Consider the following 18,404-nt stretch of genomic DNA (forward strand, 5'->3'; position numbering starts at 1 on the left):
GGGTTACGCGAGTACGCTAACCCGCCCTACAAAACTTTATGTTTACTTATGTTCAGGAAAGCCACAAGGACGGGTTAGCGCAGCGTAACCCGCCTTCCGTACCCCCCGCTCAAACCTGCTTCGGCCGCCTTATCCCCAGCTTTTGCATCCGATAACGGAGCGTGCTGGGCGTAAGGCCCAATTTCGCGGCGGCGCCGGTCCTGCCTTCGATGATCCAGCGTGACTCCTCCAGGACCTTCAGCAGGTGGCCGCGCTCGACGGCCTCCAGCAGCAGTTCCGAAGCTTCCGTCTGCGGCGGGTCTGGAGAGGAATCGTCCAGCTTGAGGTCGATGTCGACCAGCGGCGTTTTCGCGAGCACGGCTGCCCGCTCGATGATGTTTTGCAGTTCCCGGACGTTGCCGGGCCAGGTATAGCGTTCCAGCGTCCGCAACGATTCCGGTGCGATGCCGGCAAGAGGCTTGCCGAGCTTGCGGGCGAATTGGCGGAGGAAATGATCAGCGAGGACCGCAATGTCCTCGCTCCGCTCCCGGAGCGGCGGTACCCGCAGGGGGAATACGTCCAGCCGGTAGTAAAGGTCGGCGCGGAATTCGCCGGCTTTGACCGCGTCCGCCAGATTGCGGTTGGTGGCGGCGATGACCCGGACGTCGACCCGTATCGTCTGTCCGCCGCCGACCCGCTCGAACTCCCGTTCCTGAAGCACCCGAAGCAATTTGGCCTGGGCCGGCAGACTCAGCTCGCCAACCTCGTCCAGGAACAGCGTGCCCCGGTCGGCCATTTCGAACCGCCCCTTGCGCTGCGCGGTCGCGCCGGTGAACGCGCCTTTCTCGTGGCCGAACAGCTCGCTTTCGATCAATTCGGCGGGCAACGCGGCGCAATTGAGCTTGACCAGAAGCCGGTCCTTGCGCGGGCTGAGATTGTGGATGGCATGGGCGATCCGCTCCTTGCCGGTGCCGGTTTCGCCTATGATGAGCACCGTGGAATCGGTGCCGGCCACCTGTTCGACATCGGAAAACAGGCTGCGCATCGCCGGCGATCCGCCGATCATTTCCTCGAAGCGGTACGGCGCGCTGATTTCTTCTTGCAGAAAAACGTTTTCGGTTTGCAGGCGATGGAGTTCCGCTTCGATCTTCCGGCGCTCGTCGACGTCCCGAAGTATGAAGGTGTAGTACCGCTTGCCGCCCAGTTCCAGGGGGGACAGGGTGGCCTCGATGGGAAACTCCTCCCGATTGGCGCGCAACGCGGTCAATCCCTCCGGCGCCCACACCGGTTGCGGTTTCGCGCTCTCTCCCGTGCTCTCCCGAAGATGGCGTTCCAGGAGGTTCCGGAAACCCTTGGACAGGAAACGGTCGAACGGCTGGCCCTGCGCCCAGCTCTTCGAGCATCCGAAAATCCGCTCGGCGGCGTTGTTGAACAAAGTGATGCGGCGGCTCTCATCGATGGTGACGATGGCGTCCATGGCCGAGGCCAGGATGGAACCCAGCCGCTCCTCGCTGCGCCTGAGCAGTTCTTCCGCCCGCATGCGCTCCAGCTCCGCCCCGGCCCGTGCGGCGAAGATTCTTAACACGGAAAGCTCGGACGGGTCTCCGCTCATGGGTTTGACGTCGATCAGGGCCAGATGGCCCATCACCTCGCCCGCCCTGTCCGCGAGCGGAATCGCGAGATAACTCTCGGCGCCGATGGCGGCCAGTTCCTCCCGGTGAGACGGAAAAAGATCCTGGACGCCCGCCTTGTAAAGGCGCATTTCTCCGGCCAAGACCGCTTCGCAGGGCGTGCCCGGCAGATCGTATTCGAAGTTTTCGAGAAACTCGCCGTCGGCCCAGAACGCGAGCGTTCCGACGCGGGTTTTCACCTCCGTAAACTCGGCCACGAACGCGTACTTGACGTCCAGGGCTTCGGCCAGATGGCGCACCAGCGAGCGCATGAAATCGTCGCCGGTAACCTCGGCGGTGCCTTCCGCGATGATCCTGAGGAGCTGATCGATATGCAGGTCGGTAGAGGTTCTGGACATGGATGGGAGCTGTTCGGCCTCCAGCCCGGTTTGGTTGAAATCACGTTTTCCAGAATACGCGGAATCTTCGTCCGAGCAAAAGCCTTCGAAGCCTGACCGTACATACCGGATCGAGAAGGCCCGGACGAACTTACGATATAGCGTGCATTGACGACATTTCGTAAAACACGTCGACGAACTCCTGCCGGACCCGAACTGAAACGTCATCCAATTCAATTACTTGCACACGCAGACCTTATTGGCATCGCTCTTGCGCCTAGTCTGCCGACCGCGCATCGACACGCTAGTTCGAGGAGCAGACCAAGACGGCAGAACGTGGAGACGGTCGTCCCACCGAGAGGCGTCTGTCGTTAAGCGGACTAGCAATTCATAAACACAAAAAGGAACAATGACAATGAACATTCAAACGCAACGCGCATTCTTTCTGCACGCCCTTAGCCTACTGGGCATGCTGGCGGCACTGTTCTCTCCGCTGCGGGCCACGGCGGCGGCATCTTACTCGCCAGGCATCTATGTCTTCGAATTGAACGGCAAGCCAGTCGCTTATCTCTCTTCGTTCGAAGGGAGCGAAGCCAGCGGACAGGTCATCTCGCAACCCGCCGGGCCGGCTCAGTTTCCGAACAAAGTCCTGGGAGAAACCCGGTACAAGGATTGGACGGTAAAGCTGGATATGGCTCCGGAAGGCGAGTTGCTCAACTGGGTCCAGGCCAGTCTGCATTCGAACTTCTATGCCGCTCATGCGGGGATCGTCATCCTCGATCTCCACGGAAACGAAATGCGGCGAGCCACCTTATTCAATGCCGTGATTTCGGAGATAAGCATTCCGGCGCTGGACAGGACCTCGCGGGAGAAGTTGCAACTCACGCTCAAGCTACGGCCCTCGTATGTCAAATGGCAAAAAGGCGGAGCGCGCTATGCGGGACTGGAGCGCGCCGTCAATCAGTCAAGAATGCTGAAGTCCAACTTCCGGTTGGAAATCGATGGGCTGGATATGTCCAGAGCCATCGGCGTCGGTGCTTTGACCGTCAAGAGAAAGCTCCAGGAGAGAGGCGAGTTTCGCGAGTATGAGTACGATTTTGCCGGCCGGGAAGTGTCGAACCTGAGCGTTGCCATGCCGGAAGCGGCTTCGGGCGGACTGATCGAGTGGCACCAGGACTTCGTCCTGAGCGGCAACTCGTCCGATTCGAAGGAACGCAAAGGAAGCATCACCTTGCTCGCTCCGGACCTGAGAACTCCCCTTCTGACCATCGGTCTCGACCATCTCGGCATCTATTCCCTCGATTACGGTCTTGGCGGGTCGGGCGGCGACTCGCGCCCGACGTTCAAGGCCGGGCTTTATGTCGAGGGGATTTCGTTCGACGGCGCCAAGCCCTGATCAACCGACGCCGCTCCGCCCTACCGAGCAGAAAGGAAAAAGAAATGATCGAATGTCGATATCTTGGCGATCCGGCGGTGGTCGAGGCCTTCGGGTTCATCGCAAGCAAACCGGCCCAACCCGCTTTCGCTTCCCGTTCCGAACCGGTCTTGGGGATCGAGGAACCGTTGCGGAGACCTGCCGGATCTATGGAGCACGAGCCGACTCGCGGAGTTCCCGATGGACCATCCCGGAATCCGGCCGGAACGGCGGACGAGCTTGAAACGCGTGCTCGCCTCCGGAAGACCGCGGGATTCGCGCACGCACATTGCAGGAACGAGTACGAAAGCTTCTTCGAATTCGGCTTGCCCGGAATGGTGATTCTCAGTCCTGCCCAAGGATGGGTGAAGGTCAATCGGGCGTTCTGCGAAATGCTCGGCTACTCCGAGGCAATGCTGAACGGCACGAGCTGGGTGGAAATCACCCATATCGATGACTTAGGCGATGACTTCGCGCATTTCGAACGTCTCTGGAACGGGGAAATCGACGCCGTCCGCTTCAAGAAACGGTTCGTCCACCGCAATGGACAGCTCGTTTATACCGACACCTCGGTGCGAGCCTTGCGGAACCCGCAGGGCGGCCTGCTGCGCTTCCTGGTCACGGTCTCGGACATCACGCAGGAGGTGGAACGCCGGCAGAACCTGGAACGCCTGGCTTATTACGATTATCTGACCCAATTGCCCAATCGCGCCCTGTTCGCGGACAGGCTTCGCATGAGCAGAACCCAGCGTTCCAAGCGCCAGCTCGCCGTTTGTTATCTCGATCTCGACGACTTCAAGATCATAAACGACACCTTCGGGCACGAAACCGGCGATCGACTGCTGGTGGAAGTCGCGCGGCGGCTCCGCGAGGAGCTGCGCGAAGGCGATACCGTGGCCCGGCTGGGCGGCGATGAATTCGCCCTGCTGCTGAACGACATCGGCGGCCCGGCGGATTGCCGCGAAACCGTGGCCCGCATCTTCGCCGCGCTGGCGAAGCCTTTCCCCGTTGTCGACGATGTCGTTCCAATTTCCGCGAGCATCGGGGTGACCCTGTTCGCCGGCGCGGGGGATGACGATGATGGCTTGCTGCGGCAGGCCGACCAAGCGCTTTACCTCGCGAAACGGGCGGGCCGGAATCAATGCTGGCTGTTCGACGGCGATTCGGCGGAGCGGCTCGATGTTTCCGGCGAAAGGGCAAGGAGGGAGTAAGGCAATGCTCTTAGAGCGGCTGTCGGATTGGTTTACGGCTCGTGGGAGCGGGCTTTAGCCCGCGATCGAGCGATTATCGCGGGCTAAAGCCCGCTCCCACACTAAGCGAGTAGGTCGGGAATCCCTTCCCGACAAAGGCCCTTACCAAGCCAACGTGTCGGCAAAGCATTGCCGACCTACGACCACAATGATTTTGGCCTGCATCAGTGTTGTAGGTCGGGAATCCCTTCCCGACAAAGGTTCTTACCAAGCCGACGTGTCGGCAAAGGATTGCCGACCTACGCCCGCAATGATTTCGGCCTGCATCAGGCCGTGGTCGAGTGCCGCGTGATGCCGAGCCGTTCCATCCGGGAACGGAGCGTGGTCGAAGGCATACCCAGGATCACGGCCGCGCCCTTTTCGCCGCTGATCCGCCAGCCTGTGGCCTCCAGCACCTTGAGGATATGCGCCCGCTCCACTTCTTCCAGGGTGGCAAGCCCGCCGCTCCGCGTTTCCGCGGCAGAACGCTCGACACAATCGATGGGAGCCAGTTCGCCGCCTTCGGACAGAATCACGGCTCTTTCGATGACGTGCTGCAGCTCGCGGATGTTGCCGGGCCAGGGATAGGCACAAAGCGCCGACAGTATCGGCTGCGGCACGGTCTCGATCCGCTTGCCGAGCAGGGCGGCGTACTTTTGGACGAAATGCCGGACCAGCAAGGGAATGTCGTCCGTCCTTTCCCGAAGCGGGGGCAGATGGATGGGAAACACGTTGAGCCGGTAATAAAGATCCGCCCGAAACTGATTCTCGCGGGACATCCGGCCGAGATCGCGGTTGGTGGCCGCGATGACGCGGACGTTGACCTTGATCGTCTGCGTGCCGCCCACCCGCTCGAATTCGCCCTCCTGCAACACCCGCAGCAGCTTGGCCTGAAGATCCAGGGGCAATTCCCCGATTTCGTCCAGGAACAGGGTGCCCCCGTCGGCCAGTTCGAAGCGCCCCTGCTTGCGCGACAGGGCTCCTGTAAAGGCCCCTTTCTCATGGCCGAACAACTCGCTCTCCGCAAGATTGGCCGGAATGGCCGCACAGTTCAGTTTGACCAGCACATTGGCTTTGCGGCTGCTGAGATTGTGGATCGCACGGGCGATGAGCTCCTTGCCGGTGCCGGTTTCGCCGGTGACCAGCACCGTGGAATCGGTCTCGGCCACCTGGTTGATGAGCGTCACAACCTGCTTCAGCGCCGCCGACCCGCCGATCAGTTCGCCCAGATTGTGGGCGGCCTTGATTTCTTCTTCCAGGTAAAGCTTGATGCCCTTGAGCTGCCGGCATTCCGCCTCCGCTTGCATGCGCCGCTGCCGCTCGCCGGAGTCGCGCAGAATCACGGTGAAAAGCTTTTCGTCGCCGGCTTCCACCCGCGATATCGAACCTTCGATCGGCACCTCCGCGCCGTCGCCCCGCAGAATGCCGACGCCTTCCGGCAGCCAGATCGCCTGGTCCGACGAGTGGTCCATGCAGTGGCCGAGATGCTCCTTGAGCGCGGGCGTCAGGAATCGCTCCAGGACTCCCCCCACCGCTTCGCTCTCCCGGCATTTCAACAGTTTTTCGGCCGCAGCATTGAAAAGGACGATCCGGCCTTCCGCATCCACCGTGATGATGGCGTCGAGCGCATAGGTCACGATCCGGGAAAGCCGTTCCCGGCTGGCCTGCAGCTCGCTTCGGAGCCGCGCCAGCGTCAAATGGGTATTGACCCGCGCCAGGACCTCCTCGTGCTGAAAGGGCTTGGTGATGTAATCGACGGCTCCGAGCCGCAAGCCCTGCAGCTTGTCGGCGGTATCGTCGAGGGCGGTCATGAACAGTACCGGGATGGATTCCGTCTTCGGAGATTCCTTGAGCTTGGCACAGGCGGCGAATCCGCTCATGCCCGGCATGAGCACGTCGAGCAGGATGAGATCGGGAACCACGCGCTCGGCCTGGAGGATGGCGCCGGCCCCGCTTTCCGCGATCGATACCTCGTATTGTGCCTCCGTCAGCAAATCGTACAACTCGGCGAGGTTCACCGGATTGTCGTCCACCATGAGAACCAGGGGTTTTCGTTCCGTGTTGCGGGTCATATCCGACAATTCCAACAGTTAAACGACAGGGCTGTAAGCATTTCGAGCCTCAGGCCGGCGGGTCCGGCTCGTCCAGGAACCGCTTCAAGGCGGGGAGCAGCCGGCCCATTTCGGATTTCAATACCTGAAAATCCGCCTTCGCATTCCCGAACTCGGCGGTGCGGCCGGCATTCTCGAGCCGTTGGGCGATCTCCGACACGGTGGCTGCGCAAAAACTCGCCGCCGAGCTCTTGAGCGTATGAGCGGCCCTCTCCAGGGTGGGTCCGTCGGCGCTTTCGATGGCCGCCTCGCATTGGTCCAGCAGATCATCGGATTGTCCGATGAAGATTTCGGCCATACTGCGCAGCAGAGGCCGCCGGTTGCGGACCCGGGCCAAGGCTTCGGAGAGATCGAACGGGGGTTGGTCGGACGACATGGCGGATGCCCTTTGAGTGTCGGAAGATGCCGGCTCCTCGTTCCAGCGTTCGACGGCCGCCAGCAATTCCGCCTCGCGTATGGGTTTGGATACATAAGCGTCCATGCCGGCCGCGAGGCAACGTTCCTTGTCGCCTTTGAGCGCGTGAGCCGTCATCGCCACGATGTAGGCATGGCGGCCGGTGTCCCGTTCCCGCTCCCGAATCGCGGCCGTGGCCTGCAAGCCGTCCATCACCGGCATTTGCACGTCCATCAGCACCGCGTCGAAGGATTCCCGCTCGAGCAAGCGCAAGGCTTCCTCGCCGTTGCCCGCCATCAGCACGGAATGCCCGCGGTCTTCCAGCAAGGCCTGCACCAGCCTCTGGTTGACCGGATTGTCCTCGGCCACCAGGATGCGCAGCCCGCGCTGCACGGCACGGAACGGCGATGCCGGCAACACTTCGGGCGTAACGGGCGCGGCTTCCGACTCGTCCAGGGCAGCCTGGATCGCCTCCATCAGCTCCGAATACTTGACCGGCTTTCGAAGGAAACGCGAAATGCCCAAGCGGCGGGAAAGTTCGAAGTCGCCGCCGCGGTCCGCCGAGGACAGCAGCATGATGGTGGTCAGGGCCGTGCTGGGCGTCGCCTTGATGTGGGCGGCCACCTCGAAACCGTCCATCTCGGGCATCATGGCGTCCAGCAGGATCAACCGGAACGGCGCCCCTTGCTCGTTGGCCCGCTGGATCTCCTGCAGCGCGGCTTTACCGGAATCGGCCTGTACCGGGCTCATTCCCCACTGCGTCAGCATCTCCATGAAAATGTAGCGGTTGACCGGATGATCATCCACCACCAGGACTTTGACCCCGTGCAGATCGAAGGACCTTTGCCGGGGGCCCGGCGCCGTTTCCGACGGTACTTTTAACGGAACCGTGAAATAAAAGGTGCTGCCGCGGCCTACTTCGCTTTCGAGGCCCATGTCCCCCCGCATCAGATTCACCAGGCGCGAGGAAATCGCCAATCCCAGCCCGGTTCCGCCGAACATGCGGGTGGAAGAGGCATCCGCCTGGGTAAACGCGTCGAAGATCACCGTTTGCTTGTCCGCTGGGATTCCGACACCGGTATCGCTCACCGAGAAGCGGGGACAGATGCTGTCGGCACAGCGGTCGCATCCGGACTCGACCCGCACCACGATCTCGCCCTGCGGCGTGAACTTGATGGCATTGCTCACCAGATTGATGAGAATCTGCCGCAAACGGCCGACGTCTCCGGAAACGATGTCGGGTATCTGGGGATCGATGAGATAAGTCAGCTCCAGGCCTTTGGCATGAGCCTGGGGCGCCAGCAGCTTCAGTGTGTCGCCCACGGCGTCGCGCAAATCGAACTGGATGCACTCGAGCTCCAGCTTTCGTGCCTCGATCTTCGAAAAATCGAGTATGTCGTTCAGCAGGCGCAGCAGGGATTCGGCGGATGAACTGGCCATGGTGAGATAGTCTTTCTGCTGCGGCGTGAGTTCGGTGCGCAAGGCCAGTTCCAGCATGCCGATGACGCCGTTCATGGGCGTGCGGATTTCATGGCTCATGTTGGCCAGGAATTCGCTTTTCGTCAGCGCCGCCTGAAGGGCCGCGTCGCGCGCATGAATGAGGCCCTGCCGCATCCGTTCGAGATTCTCCGCCAAGGCGGCCACCTCGGCGATTCCGGAACGGGTGCCGAACTCGGTGCCGTGGTCGCCGGCCGTGATCTGATCCGCCTCCCGCCGAAGAATTTCCAGCGGCCGAACCAGGCGCCTTCCCAACAAGGCCACGACGATCAGGGTCAGGCCCAGATAGGACGCCACCAGATAAATGCCGCGGCGGTAAAGGGACATGAGTTCCTGCCGGACCGGGGTTTCGTCGTAACCCAGACGCAAGACCGGCTGTCCGCCGGCATCGCCTTCGGTCAAAGGCACCGCGATGAAATAAATGCCGTCCTCATGCTGTCCGAAGAAGAAATCCTCGTTGAAAGGTTCTTGTGTGGCCAGCGGGATATTGGGCGGTATTATCCGGTCGCCCATCTGCACCTCGGCAAAAATCAGCCGGCCGTTCAACAGAAACTCGCCCATGAGCGCCGCGATTTCCGCCGTATCCCCCGTCGTCAGCCGAGAACCGATCAAATTGCCGAAAAGCAATGCATCTGAGCGCACTTGATTGACGAATTGCCGCTCGACACCGGGCTTGGCGATCAAATAAACCCCGAACAGCAACAGGGGCACCAGCATGATATGAACACCTACGATGGACAGCAGCAGGCGCCCGTTGAAGCTATGGAAGAAACGTTTCAATCGGCAGACCCCGCCCAAAGAGTGTTGATAGGTTTCAGCCCTCTGTACTGATCCAAATCCTTGGCCCACATGAACGTCACCGAATCCGGATGTTCCAGCAAGGCGGCGTTCAGGGTCTGTCTATCGTGAAAAGCCTGGGGCCTCTGGCCGCCGAGGCGGAATACGATCGCCAGGACCTGTTTCTCGTAGGCGTCGGAGGACATGAAGGTAACCTTCTGCAAAAATACTTCGAACAGCAGGGACTCGCTGACATTCAGCAGAGGTTTGATGGTCTTGCCGTTCTTCTCGACCGGTACGCCTAGATAAAGCTTCCGGGTCTCCTGCAGCGAAAGCTTGGGAATGTTCGACTGGGAACTTGCGGCGAGAACGAGTTCGCGCAAGCCGTCGGCCTCAATGGCCAGCGCGCTGGACGCGAGCGATAACAACAGGATCAGGAACGACAGCTTGGACATGGCTAGGGGAACACCGCGCTCCATTGGAGCCCCACCTGCCCGAAGGCGTCATCCCTCGTGTGCTCGCGCGAAAGCTCGAGTTTCAGAGCCATCTTGTAGGGCAGTTCGTAGCGTACGCCGCCCATGTATCGATCACGCACGAAGTTTCGAAAATGATCGAAGTACAAGTCGCCGTTATCGTTGAACGTGCCTTCAATCCGGCTGTACAAGGTCAGATCGTCGGCCACCCGCCATTCCGCCTGCCCGTAAAGGTTCAGCACGTCGGATTCGGGTTCCGAAGCGCCGCCCGTGAAATCGTTATGGATGTAAAAGGCCTCGCCCAGGAAGCCGAGATTCTCCGATCGCCAATTGGCAAAGACGCCCGCCACGATCTGATTGATTCGATCCACGCCGATCTGGCGGCCGGATATTTCGGTATAGCTGAAGGAAAAACCGATCTCGTCGGAACCGAAGCTCACCGGCTGATATCCGAGGCGCAAAGTCACGGCCGGGAGCCGCGTACCTTCCGGGTCCAGAACGTCGAACGCGTCCAGCCGCTTCTTCTCGAGGTCCGGACCCACGCCGGCATTCAGAACGTAATAGAGACTGGAATCCCCGAGTTCCCGAACCCCTTCGACGTAAAGCCCGGTGACATGCATCGGCAGCGGGCCGCCTGACGTTTCGTAAGTCATCACACCGGGGCGGGTGATGCTGGTCATCATGTAAGCCCCGTGATGAAAATGGATGTTCCAGTAACCGATGGGATTGTGAAACCGGCCCACCCAAAACGTGGTGTCCTGCCAGCGCCAGCCGAGCTGCAACCTCTGGACCTCCTGCGCGGAGCGGTCCACCAGCCACTCCAGCAGGAAACGGAACCGGCCTTGATCCAAGCCGTAGAAGAGATTCAGCCCCGGATTGATCCAATAGTTCTTCAGGCTGGAACCGTCTTGAAGATCGAAGCGATGGAGACTGGTGAGCTCGGGAAAGAGCAGCAGATCGCCGGGAAAGGCATCGGCAGAGGCCGTCTGCGGAGCCAAAACGCCGGATAGCACCCCGGCAAGAATCACTCGCCGAGAGCAAGCGTTGCCGTCAAAAGCTGAAAGAAAAGCTTTCCGAAAGAGTGTTCTGGTCCGACTCCGGATGCTGTGACGAACTGCCATCAGTGCCGTATTGCCTTTTAATTGTTCTTTTCCGACTGCGCGCCCGTGAAGGCAAGCCATGGACCTGCTACTCCGGACGTTTTCCCCCTAACAGTCTAAGAAGCCGTCTTCAAACTACTGCGGGCCAGGCTAACGGCCGTTTCGTCCGCGGGTCCCGCGGCTTCGGGTCGCCCTTTCGCGCCTTGTCCTGACATCGCTCGTGACGTTTGAAGACCGCTTCTTGCAGCAACCGGCCGTCACATGGACAAACACGGAAACGGGCGGTTGACCCGCCCGATTTTTGACCGCTCGACTTGGACCACTTGACAGTGGCAAAAGCGATAACTTTTCTTATCAACTGTATATGGTCGTATACACGGACACCCAAGGTCAATGATCGGCGGAATCCATATCCAAACAACTGCTTCCTGAAAGCTGCGCCGGAAAAACCGGGTCGATAAGACCTAACCCGTTCCACTCTACGAAGCTTAAACCCGCGCCCAGGGATTAATCCCCTCCGAACGGCACTGCCTAACCAACAAGAAAAGGTATATCGCGTCGAACACGATGAATCCCGCATACAAAAACGGCAGGAGAATCGACTCGGGGGCTTGGACATACTGCGCGGGAATCAGAACAATCGAACCGAACATCCGCGTCAGGACGATATAAACCGACTGGCCGCGCGTGCTTTCGCGGCGGGCCAACAGATACAGGTAGGTTATGGAAATCAGCAACTGATCTCCCCATCCCGTGTAGTTCCCATGAAAGTCCTTGAATTCCAGGGTAATCGCGATGACCCCGAAAAACGCCGTCACCAGCCCCAGGACGAAAGCCGGGATAAACCATTGCCTTGGAAACACAGCAGGAAACTCTTCCCGCCCGAACCGCAGATATTGATACACGATGGCCAGATCGATGAAAAACCAAGCGATATTCGCGTAATTCACCGGTGGCATATCCGGATAAACGAAACCGAAAATGAATTCGTAGGAGACGTTCACGCACATCGGTGCGAACGGCATGCCATACGTTTGATCCTTGAAGCCGCGGCGGATGATGAGGATATAGGCGGCAATCCATAGGGTCATCGATGCCGTGGCTGAAATCTGGAAAGTGAGTTCTTGTTGTGGCGTCATGGCTGGGTACCTTTGGAAGTGTCGGAGCCGTCGTTCACAGGCCTAGGGCCAACCCGCCCAAGACCAGGGGCAGCCACAGGAGGAATTCGGCATCCATCGCCGCATCGCCGGGATTGCCGTCGGCGGCTACCAGCTTTTGGCCATGATCGACGATTGCCCGGACATAGAGGTGAACCGGCGCCAATGCCAGCATCCAGGCCGGAATCCACTGCAGATGGACGGACACTGCCAATACCATGAGCGCAATGCCGTTCACCGCTTGAATAAGCTTGCTCGTCCTCGCCACGCCCAGCAGCAGGGGCAGGGTCTTGACGCCTTCCACCCGATCACGCGCCAGGTCTTTGAAATCGCAAAAGACGGTATTCACGAAGTCGGAAAGCATCATGTAAACGAAGAAAAACACGGTTTGGCGCAAATCCTGAGCATCGACGAAGCGGGAAGCGTAGAGCATCAAAAGGCCCCAGAAGAATGCCGTGTAAAAGGCCTTGATGCCTGGAATGTCTTTCAGTCGCCGATAGGGTAGAAGTTTGCCGGCCAGTGTCCCGAACAGTGAGGTTCCGTACAGGGCCACCGCCAAAGGAAAACAGAGGAGCAATAAAAACGCTTCCAGGCCGGAGAAAACCAAGGCTATGCCCGCGGCGGCTACGAATGCGGCCACGCCGAAGGCGGTAAACAGCGATTTTCTCGAAAGGGTCTTGGTGCGCGTCGACTCCAGGTTTCCATCCAGCCTGCCGACATCGGCGAGATGATCGATCAAATAACTGGAATACACACAGAGAAATGCGGACGAGACGAGAGGCAGCGAAATCTCGCCGGTATGGGCCAGGGACACCACCGACGTGACGCTGGCCGCGCCGAACGGCAGAACGAGGCCGAGATTGGCGGTATTTTCAAGAAACCTTCGGAAGCTGAACAACGGCTCCGGGTTCTCGGCAAATTTGGAGACTTGGTAAATCGACATAAATCCTCCCGAGTATTTTCATTTTTCGAAACGCCTGGCGTGTTGGGCTCGATGCGATCCGTGTGACCGTGAGCCCGGTGCCGAATACAAGGGAGGAATCATGCCAGCACGAATATTGTTCTATTTTTCAGTCACTTATCTGGCATATACAGCTATGGAAAGAAACCGGCACCGTTTGCCCAGCCGAACGGCATTTCCGGAAAAATGCCGTATCTCATTAAAAATCAAGGATTGTTAATGTGTTGGCCTCGACCAACACCCTGTTGGGGCGACTGCGCGGTAAAAGTCGGAGGACCGTCTTTCCGGGTCTCGGCATTCCAGATTCCGATGACATGCGGATCGATTTGTTCGCCTGCCCGCCTACCGCGCATCCGAATCTCTAGAGCGTTTTTCACCGCAGTTTAGCGGTGAGAATCGGGAACTTGGTAGGTCGGCAATCCTTTGCCGACAAAGCCCCTCACCGCCCCAATGTGTCGGCAACGGATTGCCGACCTTATATCTCGATTCTGGATTCCACAAGAGGCAGAATCTCCGACTGATCATCGGACCCAGACGCTGGGCAAGACGTTGCCGACCTTGGGCCTGAAGCCCGCGCCGTAGATCGTCCCCCAGCGTCCCTTCCTCGCCATAGAGTTCGAACGGTATCGTAGGGCTGCCTTGGGCAACACCCTGGATGGATAAGGCTGAACCCGGCAGGAGCGGTTTCGATCGGTCAGCACTTTGCCCCATCGTCAACGCAGACCAAGGAGACCCTATGACGTTCATCCCCATCGGTATCGACATCGCCAAAGCCAAGTTCGACGCCGCCGCGCTCCGCAATGGCAAGTACAAAACCAAGGTCTTCCAGAACACGCCCGAAGGGTTTAGGGCGTTCCTGGCCTGGCTGCAAGCCTTCCCAACGCCCCACGTATGCCTGGAGGCCACCGGCCGCTATGGTGAGGGCTTGGCCCTGTTTCTGGTCGACCACGGCCTCGCCGTCAGCGTGGTCAACCCCGCCCAAATCCACGCCTTCGGCCACGCCGAACTGAGCCGCACCAAGACCGATAAAAGCGATGCCAAGCGCATCGCCCGCTTCTGTCTCAGCCAACGGCCTCCGCTTTTTCAGCCGCCTCCGCCGGCCGTGCGCCCATTACAAGCCTTAGTGCGTCGGCTCGAGAGCCTCCTCGAGATGCGGCAGATGGAAAAAAACCGCCTGGACGGGGCCGACCCCACCGTACGCCCCTCCATCGAAGCCGTGCTCGCCACCCTCGACGCCGAGATCGCCGCTACCCAACAACGCATCCGCGAGCACATCGACCACGATCCGGACCTCCGCCAACGGCGTGACCTGCTCGACACCATCCCCGGTTTGGGCGACGCCACCATCCCGGTGCTGCTGGCCGCCCTGGGCGACGTTCACCGCTTCGAAAACGCGCGCAGCGTCGCCGCCTTTGCCGGCCTCTCGCCCAAAGAGCACCAGTCCGGGAAGTGGAAAGGCCACACCCGCCTGTCCAAGACCGGCGATGCCTTGCTCCGCAAGGCCCTTTACCTGCCGGCCATCGTCGCCCGGCGCCATAACCCACTGATCCGGGCCTTCTGCGAGCGCCTTAAAGCCCAAGGCAAGAACGGCAAACTCATCGTCGGTGCCGCCATGCGCAAGCTCCTCGTCCTGGCCTACGGCGTCCTTAAGTCCGGCCGACCGTTCGATCCCAATCATGGGCTTGCATCGTGATTTCTAAGACGGTATCTACTGCACCTTCGGGGCGCTACGCCAAACCAGAAAACGCTCTAGCTCCACGCTCTAGTGTTCACCCTTTCAATCCACTCGTGGCGATGCCCTGAATGAAAAGGCGCTGGAAGACCAGGAATATGATTAGTGTCGGAAGGGCGATGAGCACGGCGCCCGCCATCAGCATGGTCCATTCGACCCTGAATTCGTAGCGGAACATGGCGAGGCCGACCGGAAGGGTGAACCGGTCGCTGGTGGTGGTCACGACCAGCGGCCACAGGAATTCGTTCCAATTGCTCTGGAAGGTATAGATGCCCAGCGCCGCCAGCGCGGGCCGGGACGCCGGCAGTACCACCCGCCAAAACACTTGGAATCGGTTGCAGCCGTCGATGCGGGCCGCCTCTTCCAGCTGCTTGGGGATGGACTCGAAAAACTGCTTCATCAGGAAAATGCCGACCACCTGAACCATGGCCGGCGCGACCAGCGCGGTATAGGTATTGACCAGACCCAGGGCATTCAAGAGCATGAATTTGGGCACCAGGGTTACATGAGCGGGCACCATCAGCGTCGCCAGCAACAGGGCGAATAGGACGTTCCGCCCCGGAAAGCGCAAGCGGGCGAAGGCATAGCCCGCGAGGGCGTCGAAGAAAAGGTTCGCCAGCGTCACCGCCAACGCGACGCCGCCGCTGTTGAGCAGCCACCGGGCGAACGGAATTTCGGTCCAGAGCCGCCGATAATTCTGCAAGGTGAACTCGTCAGGAATGAGCTCGATCGGCCAACTGAAAACATCTCCCGGCGGTTGAAACGAGATGGACAGGGACCAAATAAAGGGGAGCGTGAAAATGCCGGTGGCCGCAAGCAAGAGCGCAAGGACGGCCGACCTCCGGATTGCGTTTCGAACGGTCCGAGATCTGTTCACGGCGCTTCCGGACGGACGATCTTCCGCTGCATCCGGGTGACGAGCAGTATGATCGCGAACAACACCACGGCGGCCGCCGCGGCATAGCCGAAGCGGAAATACCGGAAGGCGCTGTTATAGATGAAATAGCTGAGCGTGGTGGTGGCATTGACCGGCCCGCCCGCGCTCATCATGTAGATTTGATCGAACACCTGAAAGCTGCCGATGATCCCGAGGGTCACCACGAAAAACAGCGTGGGCTTGAGGCCCGGCACCGTGATGTGCCGGAAGCGCGCCCAGGGACTCGCGCCGTCGATCCGGGCGGCTTCATAGAGCGAAGCCGGGATACTCTGTAGCCCGGCCAGAAACGCCACCATGAAATACCCCGAGGTCGACCATACGTTGAGCGCCATGATTGCGCCGAGCGCATATTTGGGCGATCCGATCCAGTCCGGCCCGACGATTCCGAACCGCGACAGGACGTAATTGAGCAAACCCGGCTTCGAGTAGATCCACAGAAAGATGATGGACGTCACTACCGAGGAAGTGATGGCCGGGATGTAAAACGCCGCGCGAAAAAATCCACGGGCCGGAATGTTCTGGTTGACGGCGAGCGCCAGCAACAAGGCCAAGAGAGTCTGGGCCGGCACCACGCCCAGGACATAGACCGTGGTGTTGCGCAGAGCGGTGAAAAACAGCTCGTCGCCCGTCAATTCGACGAAATTCGCGACACCGAGGAAATGCTGTTCGGGCCGAAAAAGATTCCAGTCGAAAAATGCGACGACGAAGATGAAAACCAGGGGGCCGAACACGAACAGCGAAAGAACGACGAGTCCCGGCGACAGAAAGAAAAATGCGGCCCAAGCCTCGCGATGACGCTCGGGCATGTCAGCGGGGCGGCCCGGACCGGTTTTGCGCCTCATGGCCTCGGACATCGGCGTGAAACCGCCCTCCCCGTTCCACCCGGCGCTTCAAATCGTCCAGCGTCGGTTGAACGGCTGCGCCGGTGAGAAAGATGGCTTGCAGCGCGCTCTGAGTTTCGTCCAGGACTCGCTGATTCACCCGGAATTGCCAGATCCTCGCATGGTCTAGGCTTTGCAGAAAAACCCGCTTCAAGGGATCGCGCTCGATCTTCGATTCCAGCGCAATCGAGCGCCGGGCCGGCAGGCCGACATCGGATTTGACCCAGATGCGCCCGCCTTCGCGGCCGGTGAGATAACGAAGCAGCTGCCATGCTCGATCCGGGTTTCGGGTCCGCTTGGGGACGGCATAACCGGCCACGAACGCGACCGAAGCCGCCTTCTTTCCGGCGGGCAGCAAAGCCGCCCGATATGGGGTGCCTGCATGGGTCTCGTTCAGGAAATTCGCCGCCCAGAATCCCGAGATCGCCATGGCGACGCGGCGGCGGCCGAAAGCGTCCATGTTCCAGGCCGCTCCGACGTCGGAAGGCATGACGGCGATGCCGTCGGTCTTCATCCGCTGAAGGAAACCCAGCGCTTCCGCGAAGGCGGGTTCGCCGAAAGCGGCGCGGCCTTGCGCGTCGAGATATTCGCCCCGGTTCTGCCAGACGAAGGGCAGCGAATATTCGAGGTCCTCGGCATGGCTGTATCCGTACTGGTCGACGCTGCCGTCGCCGTCGGTATCGCGGGTGAGCCGCCGGGCGTACTCGGCGAATTCTTCCCAAGTCCTCGGAGGTTCCGCGAGCCCGGCTTCGTCGAACATCGCCGGGTTGAAATAAAGCGCCAGGGTCGAATAATCCTTGGGCAATCCGTACAACGCGCCGTTGGAACGAAACGCATCGAGCAGCATCGGCTCGAAGTCGTCCGGAAAAAAGCCGGGGTCACGGACAAGGAAACCGTCGAGCGGCAGCAAAACGTCATACTCGACCAGCAGCGGAATCCAGAAAGCCTCGATCATCACCACATCCGGCGCGGTCCCGGTGGCTAGCATGAGCAGCAGCTTGTCCATGTAATTGGCCGTGATCGGCTCGTACCGGACCGGAAGGCCGGGATGCCGTTGCTCGAAAGTGTCGATGAACGTCCGCGTCAGATTTTCTTCGATCGGCGATGCGATCCAGCCGGTCAGACGGATCGAATCGGAATCCGGCCGCCCGCAGCCGAAGAGAAATGCCGCGATGAATACAAGAGTCGCTCGTAAAGGCATGATGCGGCTCATCGACTCGACCCACCTCCCTTGCGAGTTGCAACATGGCCAGCACCCACATAGCTCTCTGACACAAGAATTCCGACAGCCGATAAATTTACGACCGCCGCCCGAATGTGAAGTTTTGCCCGGAGAAAAACTAATCGGCCCGGTCGGCCTGGGTAATCACCATGATCGGCCAATAGGTGTCGGTCGGATAACAATGCCAGAGCTGGGATTCTTCCACGAATTTGGCGAAGAGATTTCTTTCCGCATAAAGCGCCCCGTCGGCGACCCAAAAGCGAACAAACGGCCCGAACGATTCCGACGGATCGCCGGCAATATCCTCGAAATGGATCGATGCGCTATCCAGACAATCGTAGCGCGTGAAGTGCCGCTCCTGAACTTCCCAGAAATGGTTCCGGTATCTCGCCACGACGGATTTTTCCGGTCCTTGCCGGATGAAATTACCACCGACCCGGAATAAAGGCGCTGGGCCAAGCGTTATGGCGTATCCCGGGTCACTGCTTTCGAATACGAGTCGAATCATGCTCCTGCTCCCGAATGGACTTTA

The 18,404-nt window shown here is 59.9% G+C and carries 14 protein-coding genes; 3 read left to right on the plus strand and 11 right to left on the minus strand.

From position 1 onward, the window contains the following. Window positions 1-109: 109 nt before the first annotated feature. A complete protein-coding gene (locus ACWJJK_RS20540; protein WP_156880623.1) occupies window positions 110-2,008 on the minus strand; it encodes a sigma 54-interacting transcriptional regulator in 1,899 nt (632 codons plus the stop codon). Between the two features lie 394 nt (window positions 2,009-2,402). Here ACWJJK_RS20540 and ACWJJK_RS20545 point away from each other — a divergent pair, with 394 nt between their 5' ends. Both ACWJJK_RS20545 and ACWJJK_RS20550 read left to right on the plus strand, forming a co-directional pair. Continuing rightward, entirely contained in the window at window positions 2,403-3,383 is a 981-nt protein-coding gene (locus ACWJJK_RS20545) for a phage tail protein (RefSeq protein WP_454128443.1), read from the plus strand. A gap of 44 nt (window positions 3,384-3,427) precedes the next feature. Continuing rightward, window positions 3,428-4,612, plus strand: coding sequence for a sensor domain-containing diguanylate cyclase (locus ACWJJK_RS20550; RefSeq protein WP_156880625.1), 1,185 nt, complete (start codon window positions 3,428-3,430; stop codon window positions 4,610-4,612). A gap of 305 nt (window positions 4,613-4,917) precedes the next feature. On the opposite strand, the gene ACWJJK_RS20555 is transcribed toward ACWJJK_RS20550, so the two are convergent. The 6 genes from ACWJJK_RS20555 to ACWJJK_RS20580 all read right to left on the minus strand — a co-directional run bounded on the left by ACWJJK_RS20555 (window position 4,918) and on the right by ACWJJK_RS20580 (window position 13,082). Beyond that, window positions 4,918-6,702: a sigma 54-interacting transcriptional regulator gene (locus tag ACWJJK_RS20555; protein ID WP_454128444.1), complete on the minus strand. Its 1,785-nt coding sequence runs from the start codon at window positions 6,700-6,702 to the stop codon at window positions 4,918-4,920. A gap of 49 nt (window positions 6,703-6,751) precedes the next feature. Then, window positions 6,752-9,412 (minus strand): response regulator, encoded by a 2,661-nt coding sequence (locus ACWJJK_RS20560; RefSeq protein WP_454128445.1) that lies wholly within the window; start codon window positions 9,410-9,412, stop codon window positions 6,752-6,754. After that, complete coding sequence (locus ACWJJK_RS20565) at window positions 9,409-9,864, minus strand: hypothetical protein (protein ID WP_077728609.1); 456 nt, start codon at window positions 9,862-9,864, stop codon at window positions 9,409-9,411. The genes ACWJJK_RS20560 and ACWJJK_RS20565 overlap by 4 nt, the downstream gene beginning before the upstream one ends. A gap of 2 nt (window positions 9,865-9,866) precedes the next feature. Further along, a complete protein-coding gene (locus tag ACWJJK_RS20570) occupies window positions 9,867-10,910 on the minus strand; it encodes a hypothetical protein (RefSeq protein ID WP_454128446.1) in 1,044 nt (347 codons plus the stop codon). A gap of 560 nt (window positions 10,911-11,470) precedes the next feature. Continuing rightward, the gene (locus ACWJJK_RS20575) at window positions 11,471-12,121 is read right to left on the minus strand and encodes a transmembrane-type terpene cyclase (protein ID WP_156880629.1); all 651 of its coding nucleotides are present in this window, start codon (window positions 12,119-12,121) and stop codon (window positions 11,471-11,473) included. A gap of 34 nt (window positions 12,122-12,155) precedes the next feature. Beyond that, window positions 12,156-13,082: a UbiA family prenyltransferase gene (locus ACWJJK_RS20580; protein ID WP_156880630.1), complete on the minus strand. Its 927-nt coding sequence runs from the start codon at window positions 13,080-13,082 to the stop codon at window positions 12,156-12,158. Window positions 13,083-13,836: 754 nt separating this feature from the next. Between ACWJJK_RS20580 and ACWJJK_RS20585 the strand changes: the two genes are divergently transcribed. Continuing rightward, the gene (locus tag ACWJJK_RS20585; protein WP_454128447.1) at window positions 13,837-14,793 is read left to right on the plus strand and encodes an IS110 family transposase; all 957 of its coding nucleotides are present in this window, start codon (window positions 13,837-13,839) and stop codon (window positions 14,791-14,793) included. 76 nt (window positions 14,794-14,869) lie between these two features. On the opposite strand, the gene ACWJJK_RS20590 is transcribed toward ACWJJK_RS20585, so the two are convergent. The 4 genes from ACWJJK_RS20590 to ACWJJK_RS20605 form a co-directional block, all read right to left on the minus strand. Next, window positions 14,870-15,709, minus strand: coding sequence for a carbohydrate ABC transporter permease (locus ACWJJK_RS20590; RefSeq protein WP_205781118.1), 840 nt, complete (start codon window positions 15,707-15,709; stop codon window positions 14,870-14,872). Beyond that, window positions 15,706-16,611 (minus strand): carbohydrate ABC transporter permease, encoded by a 906-nt coding sequence (locus ACWJJK_RS20595; RefSeq protein ID WP_454128448.1) that lies wholly within the window; start codon window positions 16,609-16,611, stop codon window positions 15,706-15,708. The genes ACWJJK_RS20590 and ACWJJK_RS20595 overlap by 4 nt, the downstream gene beginning before the upstream one ends. Further along, window positions 16,577-17,851, minus strand: a complete 1,275-nt coding sequence (locus ACWJJK_RS20600) for an ABC transporter substrate-binding protein (RefSeq protein ID WP_454128449.1) — start codon at window positions 17,849-17,851, stop codon at window positions 16,577-16,579. The genes ACWJJK_RS20595 and ACWJJK_RS20600 overlap by 35 nt, the downstream gene beginning before the upstream one ends. A 139-nt stretch (window positions 17,852-17,990) precedes the next feature. Further along, window positions 17,991-18,380 carry a hypothetical protein gene (locus ACWJJK_RS20605; RefSeq protein ID WP_077728604.1) on the minus strand — a complete coding sequence of 130 codons (390 nt, stop codon included), beginning with the start codon at window positions 18,378-18,380 and terminating at the stop codon, window positions 17,991-17,993. Window positions 18,381-18,404: the final 24 nt, after the last annotated feature.

It is taken from the genome of Methylocaldum gracile (assembly GCF_053646815.1).

Excerpts from the sequence above, each read along its gene's own strand:
- ACWJJK_RS20575 (WP_156880629.1), bottom strand. The coding sequence starts at position 12,121 with ATGACGCCACAACAAGAACTCACTTTCCAGATTTCAGCCACGGCATCG.
- ACWJJK_RS20600 (WP_454128449.1), bottom strand. The coding sequence starts at position 17,851 with ATGCCTTTACGAGCGACTCTTGTATTCATCGCGGCATTTCTCTTCGGC.
- ACWJJK_RS20565 (WP_077728609.1), bottom strand. The coding sequence starts at position 9,864 with ATGTCCAAGCTGTCGTTCCTGATCCTGTTGTTATCGCTCGCGTCCAGC.
- ACWJJK_RS20585 (WP_454128447.1), top strand. The coding sequence starts at position 13,837 with ATGACGTTCATCCCCATCGGTATCGACATCGCCAAAGCCAAGTTCGAC.
- ACWJJK_RS20555 (WP_454128444.1), bottom strand. The coding sequence starts at position 6,702 with ATGACCCGCAACACGGAACGAAAACCCCTGGTTCTCATGGTGGACGAC.
- ACWJJK_RS20595 (WP_454128448.1), bottom strand. The coding sequence starts at position 16,611 with ATGAGGCGCAAAACCGGTCCGGGCCGCCCCGCTGACATGCCCGAGCGT.
- ACWJJK_RS20550 (WP_156880625.1), top strand. The coding sequence starts at position 3,428 with ATGATCGAATGTCGATATCTTGGCGATCCGGCGGTGGTCGAGGCCTTC.
- ACWJJK_RS20545 (WP_454128443.1), top strand. The coding sequence starts at position 2,403 with ATGAACATTCAAACGCAACGCGCATTCTTTCTGCACGCCCTTAGCCTA.
- ACWJJK_RS20540 (WP_156880623.1), bottom strand. The coding sequence starts at position 2,008 with ATGTCCAGAACCTCTACCGACCTGCATATCGATCAGCTCCTCAGGATC.
- ACWJJK_RS20580 (WP_156880630.1), bottom strand. The coding sequence starts at position 13,082 with ATGTCGATTTACCAAGTCTCCAAATTTGCCGAGAACCCGGAGCCGTTG.
- ACWJJK_RS20605 (WP_077728604.1), bottom strand. The coding sequence starts at position 18,380 with ATGATTCGACTCGTATTCGAAAGCAGTGACCCGGGATACGCCATAACG.